Consider the following 22,013-nt stretch of genomic DNA (forward strand, 5'->3'; position numbering starts at 1 on the left):
AAATGAAAGGATATATCTAGGGGTATAACTATTTTAATATTAAACATTAAAATAGTTATAGATAGTATCCTTTTGCTAAGATATTAAGTTTTTATTTGAGCCAAGGTTATAAAAATAAAAAAGGGGGACTAATAAGTATGTCACAAAGAGGATTGCCTAAAGGAGCATATGGTCTTAAGGAAGGTCAAAAAGAGTATATACCTTATGTGCCAAGCGAAAAGATTATGCCAGAATTTACTTTGTTATCAGTAATTATTGGTATTATACTTGCTGTTGTATTTGGTGCAGCCAATGCATATTTAGGTCTTAAAGTTGGTATGACAGTTTCAGCTTCAATACCAGCGGCGGTTATTTCAATGGCAATAGTTAGAGTTATTTTAAAAAGAAAATCAATTCTAGAAAATAATATGGTTCAAACTATAGCATCTGCAGGTGAATCTGTAGCAGCAGGAGCTATATTTACAATTCCAGCATTATTTTTACTAGGAACTAGCCCAAGTGTATTTACAATGGGAATTATATCCTTGATAGGTGGTACACTAGGAGTTATATTTATGATTCCAATAAGAAGATATTTAATAGTACAAGAACATGGAAGACTTCCTTATCCAGAAGGTACAGCCTGTGCAGAAGTATTAGTAGCTGGTGAAGTTGGTGGTGCTAGTGCAGGTTTAGTATTTACAGGTGGTGGAGTAGGACTTTTATATAAGTTTTTAGGTGATGGAATAAAATTATTCCCAACAGAAATTAGTTATGGATTTAAAGGTGCATTAAATGGTGCAGGTATAGGAATGGATGTATACCCAGCATTACTTGGTGTAGGATTCATAATTGGACCTAAAATAGCTGCTTATATGTTAGGTGGAGCTATATTAGGGTGGTTCTGTTTTATGCCACTTATAGCTTTGATAGGTTCTGGAGGAACAACTATTGTTGCACCAGCAACTCAAGCTATAGCTGAAATGGATTATTGGGCTATATGGACTAACTATATTAAATATATTGGTGCAGGAGCAGTTGCAGCTGGTGGTATCATAAGTTTGATAAAATCATTACCAGCTATGGTATCTTCTTTTAAAGAAGCTATGAAAGCTTATAAAAACAAAAATAATACTGCTTCAGTAAAGAGAACAGAACGTGACCTTGATAGTAAATATATAATAGCTATTATAATAATTGCTGTCATATTAATGGTTGCAGTTAAGCAAATTCAAGTTGGACTTCTTGGAGCTATATTAGTAGTTATATTTGGATTTTTCTTTGTAACTGTATCTTCAAGAATAGTTGGTATAGTTGGTAGTTCTTCAAACCCAGTATCTGGGATGACTATAGCAACACTTTTATTCACAGCTATTATAATGAAAGCTGCAGGAGTTACTGGAAAAGCTGGAGTTGTAGCTGCTATAAGTGTTGGTGCTATAATTTGTACTGCTGCATCAATTGCAGGAGATACTTCTCAAGATTTAAAAACAGGTTATTTAGTAGGATCTACACCTAGAAGACAACAAACAGGTGAACTTATTGGTGTACTTGCTACATCAGTTGTAATTGGTTTTATAATGATTATGCTTAATCAAGCTTATGGATTTGGTTCAAAAGAGCTTGGTGCACCACAAGCTACTCTTATGAAATTAGTTGTAGAAGGAATAATGTCTGGAAATCTTCCTTGGAATTTAGTATTTGTAGGAATTGGATCTGCTGTTATGCTTGAATTATTTGGAATACCATCACTTCCAGTTGCTATAGGATTATATCTTCCAATACATCTTTCAACTCCAATAATGGTAGGCGGAGTTATTAAAGGCATACTTACTAAGAAAGTTAAGGATGAAAAAGTATTGGCAGAGAAGAGTGAAAGAGGAATACTTTATTCTTCAGGACTTATAGCAGGTGAAGGCTTAATGGGTGTTATTATAGCAGGTATAGTTGCAGCAAATAGTAGTGGAATAGGATTTAAAGAGCCACCTTTAGGTCAAGTTGCAAGTGTAATTTTCTTTATTATAGTTGTTGCGTTATTGGTTTATCAGGTATTTATTAAAAAGACTTCTAATGCTTCAAATAAAGCATAAAAAATAGTAATTTTTAAGATTAATATAAAATTAAATAAAAAAGAATTGAGGGATTATTTTCCCTTAATTCTTTTTAAATAAAATGTATAAATTCAATTTTACTTATGGGAATAGAATCTTGTTCAATAAAAAATTATGTGTTTGTTTTTCTACAGTATATAAAATATTAAATTTTAAGTGAGGTAGTTATATGAAAAGAGCTAATAGAAAGAAAAATGTACTGCTAATGACACCAAAACGAAGAAAGAATATTGAATGGGAAAAGAATGATGAAATAATAACTTTAATTATAAAAAGAGAGAAAGTAATAGATACTATAATGAATAAAATGTTTAAGACACCTAAAACAATAAGAATAGAATTAGATAATATAGGAAGTTTTGTTTGGGAAAATTGTGATGGTGAAAAGAACGTAAACGATATATCTAAAACTATGAAAAGTCATTTCGGAAATAAAGTAGATCCAGTGATTGAAAGACTTGTTACCTATATTAGAACCTTGAAAAACAATAAATTTATAGAAATACAGTAGTATTGAATTTATTAGGTAAGCTATTAGAAGTTTTATAAAAGAGAGATTTAATATTACTATATAAATTATTAATAGTTGTAATAAGGGGGAGAGTTTTGAGATATTTTATATATTTAATATGTGTTATATTGATAACAATGGTTATGGTTTACATAGGAACGATAAAAGAGAGAAATGTTGGAGCAAATCTTACAAATAAACTTTATACAAAATGTGCTGAGAAAGTTATTAAGTATTTAAATAAAAATGAATGTGCTAGTTTAAATGACATACAAAATGTAATAAGAGGAGTAACTACGTCTATATTTTGGACTAGAAAAAAAGTTCAAGTTCAAAATCCACTTAATTTTTCTAAAGTTTTAATGGATAAGCTGTATAAAGAAGGAAAAGTATCAATAGAAATGAGAAAAAACAAACAAATATATATGCTTAAACAAAAAGCATAGTTATATTATATAGTAAGATATGAAAAAGAGTAGCCAAAAATGGTGGCTCTTTTTTAGTTTATTATAAAAAATAATAAAATGATTAGGATTTCATTTTAAATAAATTCCAAATAATACAATAAAATACTAAAATTTAAACGAAAATTATAAATAAATTTGTTTTTTTTATAAAATATAGTATAATAATTCATAATTATAAAATGTTAAATTAATATAATTTCTAGTATAGCTAATTATTTGTTTAGGTATACTAAGGTTTTTTATAACATAATTGTAAAGTTAGCTTAATTTATAATTTATACAACAGATGATTAGAAGATATATAAATTAAATATTCAGAGGGAGCGGATAGTGCTATTAGAAAAGAATATAAAGTTTTTTAAATATTTCTTAAAATGAAATAATTAGATTTTTAGTATGTTTATAGAATAGAGGGGGAAAATGATTAATTATATAAAATCTGAGTTTTATAGAATTTTTAATAGATCTTATTTTAAATTATATGTAGTTATGGTAAGTATGTTAATGTTTATTGTAAATCAAATAATAAAACTTTATCCAAGGAACGAAATGAATTTAAGGTTAGTAATTGAAGGTTCAATACTTATTTCAAAATTAGTAATATTCTTAATTATTCCAATAGTTTACATGATTATATTAGAGGAGAATAAAACAGGAACCTTAAAAAATGTTTTAGCTTTTGGACTGTCAAGAAATAAGATATTTTTATCAAAAATTATAGTTTGCAGTATGCTTATATTTATAACAATGTTTTCATCATTAACTTTATTTATATTAAGTGGATGGATTATGTTTTCTAAGGGAGAAAATATATCCACAACTATGTTAATGGGGTATGGTCTTAGGTTATTAGTATGAATGTTGTTATGGATTGCAGTAGTTTCCTTAATAACTGCGTTAACTATGTTTTTTAAAAATACTAAAAAGTTTATATTTTTTTATATCTCTTTATTTTTAATTATAAAGCAAGTTATAATGAATCTTATCAGTACAGTTATTTCAACTGAATCTATAGAAAAAATAACCATCTTAAGATTATTCGATCAAATATCACTACTTTCAGAATCAATTGATACTTTGATTTTTGTAAGTCTAGTATCAGTAGGCTACATTGCAATTTTCATTGCTATAGGGTTAATTTATTTCCATAAAAGAGAAGTTAAATAGATTTTTAATAATAGCATAATATATAGATAATAGTAATTTTATAAAAAAATAAATCTTATTTTCTATAAAGGCAATTTATAGGAGATAAGTTAAAGAAAAGAGGTGAATATAAAAAGGTATATAAGGTTTTATTTTTAAATTTATATTGTATATGTTAAATAATTTATTAAGTGCTTTACAATATAAATAATATTTTTAAATAATTATACTTTCTTTTATGCCTTTTTATTAAAAGTATGAATAGTAATATAAATATATTAATTGTAGAAGACGATGTGGATATAAATAATCTTTTGTATAAAATTCTTACAAAAGAAAATTATAATGTAACTAGAGCTTATTCAGGATCAGAAGCTAAGATGTGTATTGATCATTCTGATTTTCACCTTATATTATTAGATTTGATGTTACCTGGAATAGATGGAGAAGAAATTATTTCATATATAAGAAAAATTAAAACTATGCCTATAATAGTTATTTCAGCTAAAACAGGACAAAATATAAAAGTAGAAGTTTTAAAAACAGGAGCAGATGATTTTATATCAAAGCCTTTTGATGTTAATGAAGTTTTAGCAAGGGTAGAAGCTCAGATAAGAAGATATACAATGTTTTCAAATTCTAGTGAAAAAGAAAATGTTTTAAAATATAAAAATTTATTGTTAGATAGAGATAAAGTAGAGGTTACTATTAACGGACAAATTGTACCTCTTACATCAAGGCAATTTTCTATATTAGAGCTTTTGTTGTCCCATCCAAATAAGGTCTTTACAAAGTCTAGATTATTTGAAAGTATATGGAATGAAGGGTTTATGGGAGATGACAATACAATAAATGTACATATGAGTAACTTACGTTCAAAGATATCTAAAATTGACCCTAACACAGAATATATTAAGACTATATGGGGAATAGGATTTAAACTTGCTGACTAAAATTAAGTCTTTTTTAATTTTTTTTTAAGTGCTAATTATAAATTTCTTAGTATTATATAAGCAGTAAGAGTGTTAGGAGGAAAGCTAATGAAGAAAATTGTTCTTAAAACCAACAATTTAAGTAAAAGATATGGTAAATATTTAGCTGCAAATAATATTAATATTGAGATTAAACGAGGAGAGATATATGGCCTTATAGGGAAGAACGGAGCAGGGAAAACAACATTGCTTAAAATGATAACAGGACTTACAGTACCATCTAGTGGTGAGATTGAATTATTTGGAGAAACATCAGTTAGTGGCTTAAATAATTCGAGAATGAGAACCGGTGCAATAATCGAAAGTCCAAGTTTTTTTCCTTATTTATCTGCTAAAAAAAATCTTGAGCACTATAGAATACAAAGAGGAGTTGCTGAAAAAAAATTTGTTGATGAAGTTCTTCAATTTGTAGGACTCCAAAGTGTTGGAAATAAAAAATTCAGAGATTTTTCTCTTGGAATGAAACAACGTTTAGGGTTAGCACTTACATTACTTTCAAGTCCTGACCTATTAATTTTAGATGAACCAATTAATGGATTAGATCCTACAGGTATTATTGAATTTAGAGAAATATTATTAAAGTTAAACAGAGAAAGAAATATTACAATTATTATATCTAGTCATATTTTAGAAGAACTTTCACAACTTGCTACTACTTATGGATTTATAAATAATGGAAAATTGATAGAGCAAATATCTGTAGAAGAATTAAAAGAAAAGTTTAAGAAATCTATATCTATAAAAGTAGATGATGCTAAGAAAGCTTCTACTATAATTGAAAATCAACTTAAATGCAATAAATACGAAATTTTACCTAATAATGAAATTAAATTGTATGAAAAAATTGATATTCCTGATATAGTAAATAAAACTTTAGTAGAGAACGGAGTAATGGTATCTTCAATTAATCAAGTAAGTGTAAATTTAGAAGATTACTTTATAGATTTAGTTGGAGGTGTTAATTAATGCTTAAGTATATAAAATCAGAGTTCTATAGAATATTAAATAAAAAGGGTTTTTGTTTATATTTCATAATACCACTTGTTTTGGCAATATTAAGTATCATATTTATGTATTTAAAAAAATTTCAGGTACCATCTGAAAAAATAGTTTATGACTTTCTTATTGTATGTATAAATGATTTTATTAGTATGAGTATGTTTTTTGTTTTACCAATATATGATATATGTATAGTTGAAGATGATAAAAGTCATACCCTTAAAAACGTTGTATCTTATGGTATTCCAAGGAGTACAATAGTTATATCCAAAATTGTAATTTGTAGTATATTAGGTATAATTTTTATTTTTTATTTGTTAGTTTTATTTTTAGTAACCATGGCAGTTGTATGTAAAATACCTCAAACTTTTTTATCAAGTATTATTACAGTATTTATACCTAAATTAGGAGTATGGATAGTAATATTTGTTGCATCAGCTTCTATAGCTACATTTTTATCAATGTTTTTTAAAAGTAAAATAACCTTTGTCATTTCATATCTTATGGTTTTAACTGTTTTATCTAAAAGATTAGTAAATTTCTTAACTGGCTTGATAACTGATAAATTGAACTTTTTGGGAGATATAGTTCTTAATGATCAAATTACCAATATACTATCAGCTTCAGCTACAAATCATACTCTTATAGTAGCAAGTTTAGTAGCATTAGGTCATATTGTAGCTTTTTCAATGATAGGAATAGTATATTTTAAACAAAAAGAGGTTAAATAAATTTATTATTTAAGATATTAAAAAAACTAGAAGGAACTATTTTTTAAACATTTAATATATTATTTTTTAAAAGTTAGAAAAGAAAGGAGTGGGGTAAGTGGTTAAATTAATTATTGTTTTGCTCTTGATTTTGTTAATAATAATCTCCACTCTTTATTTTTTATTAAGTAATGAGATTAAAAGCATAAGTAATCAGCTCCATGATATTAATAATAGAGATACTAACTCTAAAATATTATTAGGTTCAAGCAAAAAGAGATTACTAAATTTAGTATTAGAGATAGATAGTATTTTAGAAAAAAATAAAAAAAATGAAATTGACTATAAACGTATGGATTTACAGCTGAGACAGTCTATTGCTAATATATCCCATGATTTGCGTACCCCACTTACTTCAATAATGGGATATATTCAACTTATGGAAGATAAAAATCTGTCTATACAAGAAAGAGAACAATATATAAGAATTATAAGAAATAGAACTGAGTCATTGAAAATGCTTATAACCAGTTTTTATGATTTATCACGGTTAGAAGCAAGGGAATATAAATTTGATATTGAACCTTTAGATTTTAAAAATATAATGAGTGAATCCATAGTTTCTTTTTATAATGATTTTATAAATAAAGGAATAGAACCATTTATTGATATAGATGAAAAAGTATCGCTAATAAGTAGTGATGAAAAGGCAACAAAGAGGATAATATCTAATTTGATACATAACATATTGAAATATGGGAAAAGCTTTGTGGCCATATCTTTAAAAAATACTGAAGATTATGTTGTTACTACTTTTACAAATGATGCACCTAATCTAAATGATGAAAATGTTAAATGTTTGTTTAAAAGATTCTTTATGGTTGATAGGGCAAGAACAGGAGAAAGTACAGGGATAGGTCTTGCTATAACAAAAAGGTTAATAGAACAAATGGGACATACAATTTCAGCAGAGTTATCAGAAGGAAATCTTAGTATAATAATAAAATGGAAAATACATAAGAATTTAAAATAACTTAATTTAAATAAGAAATTTTAATATATAAAATAGTTTGATTCTAAGAATTTACCTAGGTATATACATAAATAACAGAAGATCTGATACTATTTATTTTTGATATGTTTTAATAATTATATTAATAATTAAAGAGAAAAAGGAATATGAATATGAACAGCTTTAAAAGGTTGTTCTTTTTTATTTTGTATTAAATTATTTTTGCTTTTACTATTAATTCGAATTCTAGGAGAGTAATTATTGTACCTTTTATATGAGAAAGTATAAGATTTTTTTAAGATTTTAATATTAACGAACTCAGTTTAAGTTGAAAATAAATTTTTTATATGTATTGGTTATAATTTCAATAAATGTTACAATTAAGGTGCGAAAGAAAAGGGATACAATACAATTATGTAATATTGTAGGAAAGGATAGAAGTTTATGATAGAAACTCTAGAGCAAAATGAAATTATAAAATCTTTTAATAATTTAATACCATATTTTCAATGTTACTTTGAGGATGAAGTAGCTTTTACTATTTCAAATACTGAGTATTTCTTAAATGTTGTCAATGGTAAAACAATTGATTTAGGTGCTAAAGCGGGGGACAAGTTACCAGTAGGATGTGCCGCATATGAGTGCTTAAAGGCTAAGGATCAGGTATCTATAATTGTACCTAAAGAAGTGTTTGGAGTTTCTGTAAAAGCCATAGGGGTTCCAGTAAAGGAAAATGGTGAAGTTGTTGGTACCATAGTTATAGCAAAAAGTTTAAAGAGAAGAAATGGTTTTGGTAAATTGGCTAATAATTTATCAGAATCTTTAAATCAAATAACAAAAGCTATAGGAGAAATTAATACAGGAGCACAAAATGCCTCAGAAACCAATTCTTATATACAGGAAGAGGTTTCAAAGACATATGATGAATCTAAAAATACTGATGAGATATTAAAATTCATAGAAAATATTGCAAAGAAAACTAATCTTTTAGGATTAAATGCAGCAATTGAATCAGCTAGAGCAGGGGAAGCTGGAAAAGGATTTAATGTAGTTGCCAAAGAAATTAGAAAACTTTCTTTATCAAGTAGTGAATCTATTAAAGAAATAAATGAAACATTAAAAAATATTCAAGATTCAGTAACGGAAATATCAAAGAGAATTAATAATTCACAAGATGTATTTGAAGAGCAAGTTTCTTCTATTGAAGAGATAACAGCAACAATAGAAAATTTAAATCAATCTGCACTTTCTTTAAAAAAAGCTGCACAAGATATGTAGTTAACTATTATTTGAAATTTTAAAGAGAATTTTAAATAAATTGAAATATTAAGATTGTTTTACTAATTTTAAAAAATATTTTTTATATGATTATAAAATTAGTTGTACATAATAATGTTTCTTAGAAAATTAATATGTTTTCTACCAAATATTATAATTATATTAGGAGGTTTTTAGGTATGAAAATAACAACAGTAATAGAGAATTCTTTAGGAAAAAATAAAAATCTGAATAATGAGCATGGACTTTCTTTTTTTATAGAAACAGAGAATTGTAATATTTTATTTGATACAGGTAAAAGTGGGGATTTTGTTTTTAATGCTGAAAGATTAGGTGTTGATTTAAATAGCACAGACTATCTTCTTTTAAGCCATGCACATTATGATCATTGTGGAGGAGTTAGAAAATTTTTAGAGAGCTTTAATGTTCGTCCTGAATTTTATGTAAGTGAAAATTTCTTTTCAAATGGTGATAAATATCATTATTCAGATGGAAATCAAAATTTAGATTTTGCATCAGAACCAGGCTACAGATATATAGGAACAAATTTTGACGAAGAATATTTGAAAGAAAAAGGTATGAAAATAAACTTCATCAATAATGGTATGACTAAACTTAATGATAAGGTATATGTTTTTACTAATTTTGAAAGAACTAATGATATAGAAAAAGCAAATCCTAATATGAAGGTTAAAGAAGGAGATTCTTATAAAGTAGATTCATTTAATGATGAAATAGTGATGGCCTTTGATACAAAAAAAGGATTAGTAGTTTTACTTGGTTGTTCTCATCCAGGTATCCTAAATATAATTGATACAATAGCAAAAAGAACAGGTAAAAGTATATATGCAGTTTTAGGGGGGACTCATCTTGTAGAAGCAGATGAAGATCGTATAAATAAGACTATAGAACATCTAAATAAAATGAACATAAAACTTATAGGAGTATCTCATTGTACTGGAGATAAAGCTGTTAGTATGTTTAAAGAAAAATGTGATGATTTCTTTGTTAACTGTACAGGAACTGTATTAGAAATTTAGATATAAAGAATAAAATATATAAGAAGCTTGAAATAAGTATATTATAAAAATTTAAAGATTTTAATAGTTTCCTCTTAAATTAGAGAGTTATATTATTTAAACTATCTAGTATAAGGGGTTTTATTTTTAATACAGTATTTATATATAATAAAAGATCAATTAATTAGTATATTAAATGATTATATATATTAATTATAAATTTAATATATAATGTAATTCTTATTTTATACAAGGGATAAAATATTAGTAGTATGAATATAGTAGAATTTATAAGGGAAGTAATAACTATAAGCGAAGATACGAGTTTTATACTATTGGACAAATATAGTAAAGTATAATATAGTTAAATTCGATTGATACTACAGCTTTTAAAAAGAGAAATAGGTGGATTTAAGTGGTTAAAGAGAAAAATTGGTTTAAACTAGATAACGCTGGTAAAATGTATTCATCAATAACTTCAGCAAGAAGTACTACATTATTTAGAATATCTGTGGATTTAAAAGAAAAAGTTGATAAAAGCATATTGCAGAAAGCTTTAGATAATTGTATGGATAGATTTCCTTATCTAAATGTAAATTTAAAAAGAGGATTGTTTTGGTATTATTTTGATAGAAACTCTATAATGCCAAAGGTAGAGAAAGAAAAGTATTATCCTTGTATGTATTTAGAAGTTAAAAAAAAGAATATTTTTCTCTTTAGAGTTCTTTATTATAATAAAAAAATTTCTGTAGAGTTTTCACATATAATTACAGATGGAACTGGAGCAACATTTTTTTTGAAAGTCCTTATTATTGAATACTTTAGGTTAAAGGGGATTTATTGTGAAAATATTGAAAATATTTATAGGACTAGTTATATCCCCAAAATAGATGAAATAGAAGATTCTTTTAAAAAGTACTATGATAAAAAAATACCAAGTATACCAAATGGAAAAAGTGCTTTTCATTTTCCTTTTAAATTGTGTGAAAAAGGGGAGTACTATGTTGTTATTGGTATTGTAGATGTAGATGTATTAATAAAAAAAGCTAAAAAGTATGATTCTACTATTACTCAATTTCTTACAGCAATATATTTTAAAAGTATTTTAGAATTTATAAAAAGTATTAATTGTAAGAAAAAGCCTATAGTTATGAATGTGCCGGTGAATTTAAGAAAGATGTATTCTTCTAAAACTATGAAAAATTTTTTTATAAGTTTAACACCAACTATAGACCCAAGGCTTGGGGAGTATACTTTTGAAGAAATAATAAAGTATACTAAAAATTATATGAGGTTTTATATAGATAAAAAGTATATAAACAAAATAATATCTCGAAATGTTAAAAATGAAAGAAGTATATTTTTAAGAGTTTTTCCTTTAATATTAAAGGATTTTGGAATGCCATATATATATAATTTTTTTGGTGAAAAGAACTATACTACTGGTTTTTCTAATTTTGGAAAAGTAACTATGCCAAAAGAGATAGATAACTATATTGAAAGAATTGAAGTTTATCCTCCTCCAAGTATAGGAAATATTATTAAAGTTACTGCAATAAGTTATAATAATAAAATGCATATAAGTTTTGGTAAGTTAACAGAGAATAAAGATATAGAAATGATATTTTTTAGGAATGTAAGGAAGATGGGAATAAAGGTTAAAGTAGAAAAAAATAATTACAATATTAGGAAGTGATAGGATGCCTTATTGTGCTAAATGTGGAGTAGAGGTAGATAAAGATATAAAAAAATGTCCTTTATGCGATTTTCCTATTCCAGATGTAGGAGAGGTAAAAGAAGATAAAGATTCTAGATTTCCCAAAATGGAAAATGTTTATCCTAATAAAACTAAAAAAACTAGAAACACCATTTTTGCTATTTTGTCTATTATATTAGTTTCTTCAGTTTTTTTGTTAGGGTATAACAATATTCATTTTTATGGTAAATTAACATGGGCAAGATATAGTATAGCAGCACTTATAGCGGTTTGGTCATATTCATTTTTTTTATTTGGATATATACCTAGTTTTAGAAAAAAACTATCAGGGATTAGTATTACAACTATTATACTTTTGTATTATATTGACTCTTTTAATGGAAAAGTAGAATGGTTTTATTGGATTGGATTAGGAGCGGTTTTAGGTGCCTATTTTTTGATTTTGATAAGCTATTATTTCTTAAAAAGAGCTAAGAAAAATGGGATAAATATTACTGCTTATAGCTTTTTAGTTATATCAATATATTGTTTAATACTTGATGCTTCTATACATAAAAATTTTGATGAAAAATTTAGTTTTTCTTGGTCTATAAATGTAATTATTGAATTAATTCCTTTGTCTATTGTTTTATTTATTATAAGTGGAACTATTGGTAGTAAATTTATATTAGAATTAAAAAAGAAACTCCATTGGTAGTTTTGTAATCTTATGTTTTAAAGGGGATTTATTTCATTTGACTGAGATTTATAAATAAAGTATAGTTTAAGCTATATTTATTATAATAAAGCATAAGATAAGAGGTGTTTTTGTGAACTTAGGTGAAATTGTATTTAATAAATTACAAGAACTAGGGAAAATAACATCAAGTGAAGAAGGTGTAACTAGATTTTTTTTAACTAAAGAACATAAAAAAGCAAATAAACTTCTGAAAACTTGGATGGAAGATGCAGGATTAAAAGTTAAAGTAGACAATGTAGGGAATATAGTAGGAGAATATAGATCTGCTTTTGAAAATGCTCCAACTCTTGTAATGGGATCTCATCAAGATACTGTTAAAAATGGTGGCAAATATGATGGAGCTTTAGGGATAGTTTTGCCTATTGTAGTTTTCAAAGATTTTATAAAAAAAGTTAAAACTTTACCTTATAATTTTAAAATAATAGGATTTGGTGACGAAGAAGGTGGAAGGTTTGGAACTATATATCTTGGGAGCAAAGCAGTAGTAGGAACTTTTGATTATGAATTATTAAATGAAATTGATGATGATGGAGTAAGATTAAAAGAAGCTTTAGAAAATTTTGGAGTTGAAGGTAATAAAATTGAAGAATCAAAGATTAAAGAAAAAGTTGATGGATATTTAGAAGTTCATATAGAACAAGGACCTGTATTAGAAGATGCTAATATTCCAGTAGGAATTGTGAAAGGTATAGTTGGTTGTCACATATATAATTTTACTTTTGAAGGAATGGCAGGACATGCTGGAACTGTACCTATGGATTTAAGAAAAGATGCTGGGGTAGGAGTTTGTAGCACTGTTGTTGAAATAGAGAAATATGTAAGTACTGTTGATGATCTTGTTGCAACAATTGGTAAAATAGATTTTAGTCCTTACTCAATAAATGTAATACCTGGTAAGGCAACTTTTACATTAGATATAAGATCATCTAATGATGAAATTATAATTGATTCTATCCAGAAAATAAAAAAAATAGCTCAAAATATTGCAACTAGAAGAGGACTAAAACTAGATATACAAAATATAAATAAAGCTTCTTCCTGCAATTGTGATGAAAGTATTACAAAAATTTTAGAGAAAAGTATTTTAAGTGTTAAAAATATAGATATTAATCCCTTTTATCTTTACAGTGGAGCAGGACATGATGCTCAGGAATTAAAGAAAATAACTAATATAGGAATGTTATTTGTTCGTTGCAAAGAAGGAATAAGTCACAATCCTAAAGAAAGTATAACTCCAGAAGATATAGAAGTTGCATCTAATGTTCTTACTGAATTTTTAAAATTGTATCCTAATAATAACTAAATTGCTTATATGAAATTTAGTTGAATGTGCCTAAGCAATAATATTAGAAGTTTTTAATTATCTAATTAATTGGATAAATATATATAATGAAAAAACAGTGATTAGATTTGCTGTTTTTTATTTTATTTTCACAATTGTTATAGTAGTTATTTTTTTATTTTAGTGTGAATTTATATATTAAAATTGTATAAGTTAGCCAAGGCTTGTTAAGTATACCCAGAGGAAAATGCTGTTATTAAATGTATTTGTAAGGCTATTTTTATAGTTAACATTAAATAGATATTAGTTTTAAAATATGAAGCATATGTAAATCGAATGAATTATATTCATTGACTTTGATTTATTGGAATGATATACTATATTTAAAATTAAGAAAGGAGTTTGGTAATATGGTACGAATTTCAAAGGCGCCTGAAGTTCGAAAACAAGAAATATTAGAGACGGCAATGAAGTTATTTTATATTAAGGGATATGAGAAAACATCAATGGCTGACATAGCAAAAGAAATGGATGTAGTGCCAGGACTCTGTTATCGTTATTTTAAATCTAAACAAGATTTATTTGATACTTCTATGAATCAGTATGTAGAAGAATGTTCACAAAAATTTTTAGAGGTAATACGTGATGATAAGAAAACATTAGAACAGCGTATAGATTATATGGCAAACTTAATGGAAACTCAAGAAGAAAATAGTAGATATCATAATTTTTATCACAAAAATGGTAATGAAGATTTACATCAGCAGCTTATGATAAAGATTGCAAAGTATTTAACTCCTATAGTTTCTGAAGAATTAAAAAAGATTTCTTTAAAAGGAGAAGTCCAAGTTGAAAATATTGAAATGGTTGTTAATTTTATAATGTATGGACAAATAGGAATCCTATCTTGTGTAGGAATTTCCATGAAGGAAAAAGTAAAAGAAATTCGTAAATATATAGATTTATTATTGTTATCTAAATTATAGTTATAGTCCCTAGTAAAGTATTATTAATATTTTATTAGGGTAAAAAATTGCAAAACGAGTGAATTATATTCATTGATTTTAATTCATTCAAAATATGTGAGGCTTTTTTATTAGAAGATATATAGAAAGAAGATGTTTTAAATGAAAAAGAAGTTAGAAAGAGATTTTACAAAAGGAGATACAACTAAAAATTTAATTAGTGTTACTATACCACTTTTTATAGCCTTTTTGTTTACCATGGCATACAATGTTGTGGATAGTATTTGGATTGGAAATTTACTTGGGGAAAAAGCAATGGCAGCTCTTACAGTATCAATGCCACCAATACTTTTAATTAATTCTGTTGCAATGGGAGCTACTAATGGTGTATCAATTTTACTTTCAAAAAGTATAGGAGCAAAAGATGAAAAAAGTACCAATAAAGTTGTGGCTACATCTTTTGTAGTATCAATTATTTTTAGTATAGTTATAACTTTAATTTGTGAATTTTCTACAAATGGAATTTTAAATCTTTTAAATACTCCAAATGAAATTTATTCTATGGCCAAAGGTTATTTTACTTTGTATATATTAGGATATATTCTTATGTTTATGTATTTATATTTTACTTCTGTACTTCGAAGTTTTGGAAACACAACAATGCAGATGATTTCTATTATCTTTTGTACAATAGTTAATGGATTTATAGATCCTATATTTATAAATAAGATGGGAATAAAAGGAGCTGCTGTTGCAACTTTATTATCACAAGGAATTATGGTTTTTATAATGATTGGATATATTATTAAGAAAAAGTTAATTAAAATTAATTTTAGATTGTTTAATATGGAAGATTTAAAAGAACTTACAAAAAAGTCTGTGCCTTCTATAGTTCAACAAAGTCTACCTGCAATTAGTACTAGTTTTATTACTTCTTTAGTAAGTGAATTTGGAGTAGTATCTATAGCGGCTTTTGGAATAGCAGGAAAATTAGAAACTATACTACTTTATCCATCAATGGCACTTAATATGACAATAACTACTTGCAGCGGACAATGTTTCGGTGCTAAAGATACTAAAAAAGCAAAAGAATATCTTAAATCAGGAATATTATTTGGTAGTTTGTTTTTAACTATTATTACAATATTTACAGTAATGTTTTCAAAAAATTTAGGATCAATGTTTGGAGCTGGGGTAGATGTTAAAAATATAATTAAAGTATATTTTTCTATTATATCAATTGGCTATGTTTGTAATACTGTTACTAACTGTGTACTTGGAACAGTTAATGGATTTGGAAAGCCAGCGGCGGCTATGTTTTTGATGATTTTCTATTATATAATTGTTCGTATGCCACTTTCTAAGATTTTATCTATAACTTCATTGGGACTTAACGGAATATGGATAGGTGTTTTAGTAAGTCATATTGCAGCAGCTATAGCAGGACTTTCTTATTTTAAAATATTACTAAAAAAACAAGAAGTGAAACTTGAAGTTCAGCCAGAGGCTAATTATTAAAATAGTAGTGGAGGGTAAAAATATTTAAATTAATGATAAATAATATATAACTAAATGAAGGAGAATAACACCATAAATATTTTTTGTTTTGTTAAAAAATACTAAATTGTTTTCTTAAATCATAAAAAGACTTTAAGTATAAGTGTACTTAGGGTCTTTTACTTTTAGAAAGCTATGCTATAATAATATTGAATTATGGGAATATATAGTAGTGAACTTGTTTAAAATAAGAAAATTTAATATATAAGAGGGGACTAATTTTATTATGTTAGATTTAACTTTACTAGGCACAGGTGGTGGAATGCCAATGCCAAATAGATTTTTATCAGCATCACTTATAAGTTATAAAGGAAGAAAAATTCTTGTAGATTGTGGTGAAGGAACTCAAGTATCTATGAGAATGTGTAATAGCGGTTTTAAAAGTATAGATGTAATTTGTATAACTCATATACATGGAGATCATATTGTAGGATTACCAGGACTTTTAGGAACAATAGGAAATAGTGGAAGAGTGGATCCTTTAACAATAATTGGACCGGAAGGAATAACAGAAGCTGTAAATGGGCTTAGAAAAATTGCGGCGTGGCTTCCTTATGAAATAAAAATTGTTGAAAATCCAAAGGAAGATATAATTATAAATGAAGATATAGTGTTATCTTCATTAGAAGTAGACCATTCAGCGCCTTGTTTAGGTTATAGTTTTTATTTAAAAAGAAAAGCAAAGTTTGATATAGAAAAAGCTAAGGAAAATAATGTACCTAAAATTCTTTGGAGTAAACTCCAAAATGGAAAAGATATATATTTTGAAAATAGATTATATAAACCAGAGCTTGTAAAAGGTAAAGAGAGAAAAGGAATAAAACTTACAATAATAACGGATAGTAGACCAACAAAGGAAATGATAGATTTTATAAAAGAAAGTGATTTTTTTATATGTGAAGGTACCTACGGACTTAATGAAGATTTGCCTAAAGCCATAAAAAATAAACATATGACATTTAAAGAAGCAGCAACCCTCGCTAAAGAAGGAAGGGTTAAAAAATTACTCTTAACACATTTTAGTACAGCTATAGATGATCCTATAGAATATGAATATAATGCTAGAAAAGTATTTGAAAATACTATTATAGGATATGATAGATTTAAGGTAGAATTGAATTTTGAAGAATAAAATAAGTAAGAGTTTTTTAAAAAAAATATATAAATTATAATTTGCATCTGTTTAATAATATATTGTTAATAAGTAGGGAAGTCAGAGATGGCTTCCCTTAAAATATATATTATACAGTATGGTTATGATTTTTCTTTGTGTTAACAGTACCTTTGGTGTTACTAGGACGTTTACGCTTATGGTTATTAGTAGGCCTTTTTTTCCTTTTAACAGTTTTTTTAACATTTTTATTTATAGGATTAGAGTATGCTATACATCCTATAAGTAGTAAAATAGATGCACCTATAAATACATATAATCCTGAACCAGAGGCGTTTATATTTGTATCTAATAAATTAGCAGATTTACTTAGACAAAAAGCTACCCCTGCTATTATGGAAAGTATTGAACAAATGATTGCTATAGGCTTAATCATGCGGCATCTTATAAGTGAAACACAAAATGGGTAAATAAAAAGAACTAAAAATATAAATCCTTGTTGTTGAAATCCACTTGCGGAAAGTATTCCAAGGTCAACCCAAGGTAAAAATAGAGATAAAATAGCTATAGCGGTTGATATTATTACTAATATTGCTCCTACTGGTGATCCTTTTGATTTCATTGTCATCTTCCTCCTAATGATAAATTATTTATAAATTTGTATTGTTTGGAATAGTTATGATTATAACAAAATAGACAAATTTTATCAAATAATTACATAATTATAAATTAATTGTAAAAGAGCCGTATTTGATATTCTTATATATTATTTATATGTTTATAGGTTAAATTCTAGATTAGAAACTATCTTGATTTTAATACTATCTATTTGTTACATAATAAAATATGGAATTTCAAATAATATGTCCTTAGAAAAAGTGTTGTATTATAAACAAAATAGTTATTTTAAAGAAAAAAAGAGGTATACATATATATTGGTATATATATAATATTAACTAAACGATTTTTAAATAAATAAAACTTGCAACATTAAACGTTATCATTTAATCTTTAATTGTATATGTTATATTTTTACAATAAATCAATTAAGTGTTAAAATTTAATGGTAATTGATTTGGAAATGGGGAGTTTGGTATGGGTAATTATAGAGAAATGACAAATGAGTCTATAGTAAGTTATGCTAAAAAAATTAAACTTTTTCCAGAAAATCATAATATTATAAGTGAAGAAATTGGAGATGGTAATTTAAACTATGTATTTAGGGTGAAAGATTTAGAAACTGACCAATCATTTATAATAAAACAAGCCTTACCTTATTTAAGAGTGGCAGGTAGTGGATGGAAACTAACATTAGATAGAAATAGAATTGAATCAGAAGCTATGAAACTTCAAAATCAAATATGTCCTGGCTTTGTACCACAAATATATTATCATAATGATGAAATGGCACTAACTGTTATGGAAGATTTAAAGGATATGGAAATTTTAAGAAAAGGTTTTATAAATATGAAGAACTATCCTAATTTTTCAAAACAAATAGGAAAGTTTATGGCTAGAAATTTGTTTTTATCATCAGATATGGGTATGGGTCCTTTACAAAAAAAAGAAAATATAAGTAAGTTTATAAGTCCAGAGCTTTGTGATATAACAGAAAGGTTAGTTTTAAATGATCCTTATATGGATGCTGAATCTAATGATATAAATGAATATATAAAAGATTATGTTAAAAACATGTGGGAAAATAAAGAAATTAGACTTGAAACAGCAAAATTGAAAAATATATTTATGACTAAAGGGGAAGCATTACTTCATGGAGATTTGCATACAGGATCAATTTTTATAGATACAAATAAATGTATTGTTTTCGATACAGAATTTGCTTTTTATGGTCCTTATGGATATGATATAGGACTATTATTTGCAAATATTATTTTGAATTATATTTCATGGGAAGGAAAAATAGAAGAAGATAAAGAGAAAATAAAAGAATATAGAAAATATTTATTAAGATTGAGCTTAGATATTTGGAAAGAATTTTATAAAGAATTTCATTATCTATGGAATAATGAATCAAAAGATATAATAACTAAAGTAGATGGATATGAAAAATATTATGTAGAAAATTTATTACATGAAACTTTAGGATTTTGTGCCTGTGAAATTATGAGAAGAATTATAGGAATGGCACATGTGCCAGATCTAGATTTAATAGAGAATTTAGAAGATAGAGGAAAAGCTCAAATTATGGGACTTGAAATAGCTAAAGATATGCTTTTAAAGAGAAATAAAATAAATGGTTTTCAATCTGTTATAGATTTAATAGAAGGTAAAACTAAATAGTAGTTTTACTGATATAAATAAAAGGATATGTATGGAAATATAAGGGCTTGAATTATACTTAAAAAATGCTATGAAATTGGATTTTAGGGTTGTTAAAATAAATATAAAGCTAGATGTAATCTATAGGGTATTATATAAATGAATTTAAATAAAAAAGCATTAGATTATAAAAACTAGTTAGAAAAATTTTAAATAATATAAAATTTAGATGGAAAGAAGATGGGGAGAGTATGGCAGAATTATTAGCAATTACTTGGGAAGATGAAAGAGATGAAATTGTATTATTAGACCAGACTAAATTACCAAATTCAATAGAGTATATTGCCTATAAAAGTGTAGAAGGTATTTATGATGCTATAAAAACTATGGTAGTTAGAGGGGCGCCAGCTATTGGAGTTACTGCAGCTTATGGAATGTACTTTAGTGCTAAAAATGCACCAGAAGATTCCTTTGGAAAATTTTATGAAAAATTAGTAGAAGATGGACAATATTTAAATTCAAGTAGACCAACAGCAGTTAATCTTTCCTGGGCAATAAAAAGAATGATAAGAAAAGCTAAAGAAGTGAAAAATTTAAAAGTTAGAGAAATTAAAAAGATACTTAGAGATGAAGCTAAATTAATTAATGAAGAAGACATAACAATTTGTAGAAAAATTGGTGAAAATCTAATAACCTTATTAAAGGATAAAATGGGTATTTTAACTCATTGTAATGCAGGTCAATTGGCAACTTCTAAGTATGGTACAGCTACATCACCTATGTATCTTGCCAAAGAAAAAGGATGGAAGTTTAAAGTATATTCTGATGAGACAAGACCTAGACTTCAAGGTTCTACATTAACAGCACTAGAACTTTATATGGCAGGAATTGATGTAACAACAATTACTGATAATATGGCAGCAGTTGTTATGTCTCAAAAGAAAATTGATGCTGTAATAGTAGGCTGTGATAGAATAGCTAAAAATGGTGATACTGCAAATAAAATAGGAACTTTTGGAGTTTCAATTTTAGCTAAATATTTTAATATCCCAGTTTATATAGCAGCTCCAACCCCAAGTATCGATTTGAGTGCTGCTACAGGTAAAGATATTCCTATTGAAGAGAGAGATGAAAAAGAAGTTACTAATAGATTTGGAGTTAGAACAGTTCCTAAAGGGGTTAATGTTTATAATCCATCTTTTGATGTAACACCACATGATAATATAACTGCTATAGTTACAGAAAAAGGTATAGTTTATCCACCTTTTAAAGAAAACTTACAAAAATTATTGGAGAAGATTTAAATAAGGAAAAATCTTTTTAAAATAAAAAATATTAGGGTGAAAAATGGTGAGGTTAAATGTTAGAAGATTTAAAAAAGAGATTAGTTGATATTGCTAAAAAAGCCGATAAAGAAGGGTTATGTAAACATAAATCTGGGAATTTTAGCATTAGGGATTCTAAGACCGGTAATATTGTAGTAACCCCTTCAGGAGTTTCCAGAGAAGATTTAACTTATGAAGATATTTGTGTTGTTGACATAAATGCAAATTTAATAGAAGCAAAAGCTAAGGTTAAACCTACAAGTGAACTTTTAATGCATTTAGAAGTTTACAAATGTAGAGATGATGTAATGGGGATTGTTCATACTCATTCAAAGATGGCTACAGCTTTTTCAGTACTTAATAAAGAAATACCACCTATAGTGTATGAAGTTATAAATGTTGCAGGAAGTAATGGTACAATACCAGTAGCTCCTTATGCAAGACCGGGAACAGTTAAGCTTTCTAAAAGCATAATAAATCCTATTAAAAAATCAGACGGATGTCTTATGGCAAATCATGGTGCTTTAGCTGTTTCAAACAATATTGAGGATGCTTTTCTAAAAGCATGTTATATTGAAGAGGTAGCAGAGATATATTATTCAGCATTAATGATAAATAAAGGAGCTGAACCTGAAACTATTCCATTAGAAGAATTAAGTAAATGGAAATATCCAGATGAGATAAATTTAAAATAATTAAAATTTAGAGATTAAATTAATATATAAGTAAAATAGAAAAATAACTATTATTTTTAAAATAAGAATTTTATTAAAAAATAAAAGAATCAGTATTGTTTATATACTGGTTCTTTTT

21 protein-coding genes are annotated in these 22,013 nt (G+C 26.2%); 20 read left to right on the plus strand and 1 reads right to left on the minus strand.

All coding sequences use genetic code 11. The features are described 5' to 3' along the window. Positions 1-137: 137 nt before the first annotated feature. From ABDZ71_RS05690 to ABDZ71_RS05770, 17 genes are all read left to right on the plus strand, one after another. The gene (locus tag ABDZ71_RS05690) at positions 138-2,069 is read left to right on the plus strand and encodes an OPT family oligopeptide transporter (RefSeq protein ID WP_343759709.1); all 1,932 of its coding nucleotides are present in this window, start codon (positions 138-140) and stop codon (positions 2,067-2,069) included. Between the two features lie 190 nt (positions 2,070-2,259). Further along, on the plus strand, positions 2,260-2,601 hold the full coding sequence (locus ABDZ71_RS05695; protein WP_343759711.1) for a PqqD family protein: 342 nt from the start codon (positions 2,260-2,262) through the stop codon (positions 2,599-2,601). A gap of 95 nt (positions 2,602-2,696) precedes the next feature. After that, positions 2,697-3,047, plus strand: coding sequence for a hypothetical protein (locus ABDZ71_RS05700; RefSeq protein ID WP_343759713.1), 351 nt, complete (start codon positions 2,697-2,699; stop codon positions 3,045-3,047). Positions 3,048-3,488: 441 nt separating this feature from the next. Next, the gene (locus tag ABDZ71_RS05705; RefSeq protein ID WP_343759715.1) at positions 3,489-3,926 is read left to right on the plus strand and encodes an ABC transporter permease; all 438 of its coding nucleotides are present in this window, start codon (positions 3,489-3,491) and stop codon (positions 3,924-3,926) included. Positions 3,927-4,043: 117 nt separating this feature from the next. Then, the gene (locus tag ABDZ71_RS05710; RefSeq protein ID WP_343759717.1) at positions 4,044-4,235 is read left to right on the plus strand and encodes a hypothetical protein; all 192 of its coding nucleotides are present in this window, start codon (positions 4,044-4,046) and stop codon (positions 4,233-4,235) included. A gap of 236 nt (positions 4,236-4,471) precedes the next feature. After that, the gene (locus tag ABDZ71_RS05715) at positions 4,472-5,167 is read left to right on the plus strand and encodes a response regulator transcription factor (protein ID WP_343759719.1); all 696 of its coding nucleotides are present in this window, start codon (positions 4,472-4,474) and stop codon (positions 5,165-5,167) included. 87 nt (positions 5,168-5,254) lie between these two features. After that, a complete protein-coding gene (locus ABDZ71_RS05720; protein ID WP_343759721.1) occupies positions 5,255-6,172 on the plus strand; it encodes an ABC transporter ATP-binding protein in 918 nt (305 codons plus the stop codon). After that, the gene (locus ABDZ71_RS05725; RefSeq protein WP_343759723.1) at positions 6,172-6,936 is read left to right on the plus strand and encodes an ABC transporter permease; all 765 of its coding nucleotides are present in this window, start codon (positions 6,172-6,174) and stop codon (positions 6,934-6,936) included. The genes ABDZ71_RS05720 and ABDZ71_RS05725 overlap by 1 nt, the downstream gene beginning before the upstream one ends. Before the next feature lie 97 nt (positions 6,937-7,033). Further along, positions 7,034-7,948 carry a sensor histidine kinase gene (locus ABDZ71_RS05730; RefSeq protein ID WP_343759725.1) on the plus strand — a complete coding sequence of 305 codons (915 nt, stop codon included), beginning with the start codon at positions 7,034-7,036 and terminating at the stop codon, positions 7,946-7,948. Between the two features lie 423 nt (positions 7,949-8,371). After that, a complete protein-coding gene (locus tag ABDZ71_RS05735; protein ID WP_343759727.1) occupies positions 8,372-9,205 on the plus strand; it encodes a methyl-accepting chemotaxis protein in 834 nt (277 codons plus the stop codon). Between the two features lie 179 nt (positions 9,206-9,384). Continuing rightward, positions 9,385-10,245: an MBL fold metallo-hydrolase gene (locus tag ABDZ71_RS05740; RefSeq protein WP_343759729.1), complete on the plus strand. Its 861-nt coding sequence runs from the start codon at positions 9,385-9,387 to the stop codon at positions 10,243-10,245. A gap of 394 nt (positions 10,246-10,639) precedes the next feature. Further along, positions 10,640-11,920, plus strand: a complete 1,281-nt coding sequence (locus ABDZ71_RS05745) for a hypothetical protein (RefSeq protein WP_343759731.1) — start codon at positions 10,640-10,642, stop codon at positions 11,918-11,920. Between the two features lie 4 nt (positions 11,921-11,924). Next, positions 11,925-12,638 carry a hypothetical protein gene (locus ABDZ71_RS05750; RefSeq protein WP_343759732.1) on the plus strand — a complete coding sequence of 238 codons (714 nt, stop codon included), beginning with the start codon at positions 11,925-11,927 and terminating at the stop codon, positions 12,636-12,638. Between the two features lie 112 nt (positions 12,639-12,750). Beyond that, a complete protein-coding gene (locus ABDZ71_RS05755) occupies positions 12,751-13,983 on the plus strand; it encodes a M20 family metallo-hydrolase (RefSeq protein WP_343759735.1) in 1,233 nt (410 codons plus the stop codon). Positions 13,984-14,372: 389 nt separating this feature from the next. Beyond that, complete coding sequence (locus tag ABDZ71_RS05760) at positions 14,373-14,948, plus strand: TetR/AcrR family transcriptional regulator (RefSeq protein WP_343759738.1); 576 nt, start codon at positions 14,373-14,375, stop codon at positions 14,946-14,948. Positions 14,949-15,089: 141 nt separating this feature from the next. Continuing rightward, on the plus strand, positions 15,090-16,445 hold the full coding sequence (locus tag ABDZ71_RS05765; protein WP_343759741.1) for an MATE family efflux transporter: 1,356 nt from the start codon (positions 15,090-15,092) through the stop codon (positions 16,443-16,445). Between the two features lie 265 nt (positions 16,446-16,710). After that, complete coding sequence (locus ABDZ71_RS05770) at positions 16,711-17,616, plus strand: ribonuclease Z (protein ID WP_343759743.1); 906 nt, start codon at positions 16,711-16,713, stop codon at positions 17,614-17,616. Positions 17,617-17,725: 109 nt separating this feature from the next. Here the strand turns inward: ABDZ71_RS05770 and ABDZ71_RS05775 are convergent, their stop codons facing one another. Then, on the minus strand, positions 17,726-18,217 hold the full coding sequence (locus tag ABDZ71_RS05775; protein WP_343759745.1) for a hypothetical protein: 492 nt from the start codon (positions 18,215-18,217) through the stop codon (positions 17,726-17,728). A 473-nt stretch (positions 18,218-18,690) separates the two neighbouring features. Here ABDZ71_RS05775 and mtnK point away from each other — a divergent pair, with 473 nt between their 5' ends. The 3 genes from mtnK (at position 18,691) to ABDZ71_RS05790 (ending at position 21,895) form a co-directional block, all read left to right on the plus strand. Further along, positions 18,691-19,896, plus strand: coding sequence for an S-methyl-5-thioribose kinase (gene mtnK, locus ABDZ71_RS05780; RefSeq protein ID WP_343759747.1), 1,206 nt, complete (start codon positions 18,691-18,693; stop codon positions 19,894-19,896). 230 nt (positions 19,897-20,126) lie between these two features. Next, positions 20,127-21,179 (plus strand): S-methyl-5-thioribose-1-phosphate isomerase, encoded by a 1,053-nt coding sequence (gene mtnA, locus ABDZ71_RS05785; RefSeq protein WP_343759749.1) that lies wholly within the window; start codon positions 20,127-20,129, stop codon positions 21,177-21,179. A gap of 56 nt (positions 21,180-21,235) precedes the next feature. Beyond that, positions 21,236-21,895, plus strand: a complete 660-nt coding sequence (locus tag ABDZ71_RS05790; RefSeq protein WP_343759751.1) for a class II aldolase/adducin family protein — start codon at positions 21,236-21,238, stop codon at positions 21,893-21,895. Positions 21,896-22,013: the final 118 nt, after the last annotated feature.

The organism is Clostridium oceanicum (genome assembly GCF_039521385.1).
In the GTDB taxonomy this organism is placed as follows: domain Bacteria; phylum Bacillota; class Clostridia; order Clostridiales; family Clostridiaceae; genus Clostridium_F; species Clostridium_F oceanicum.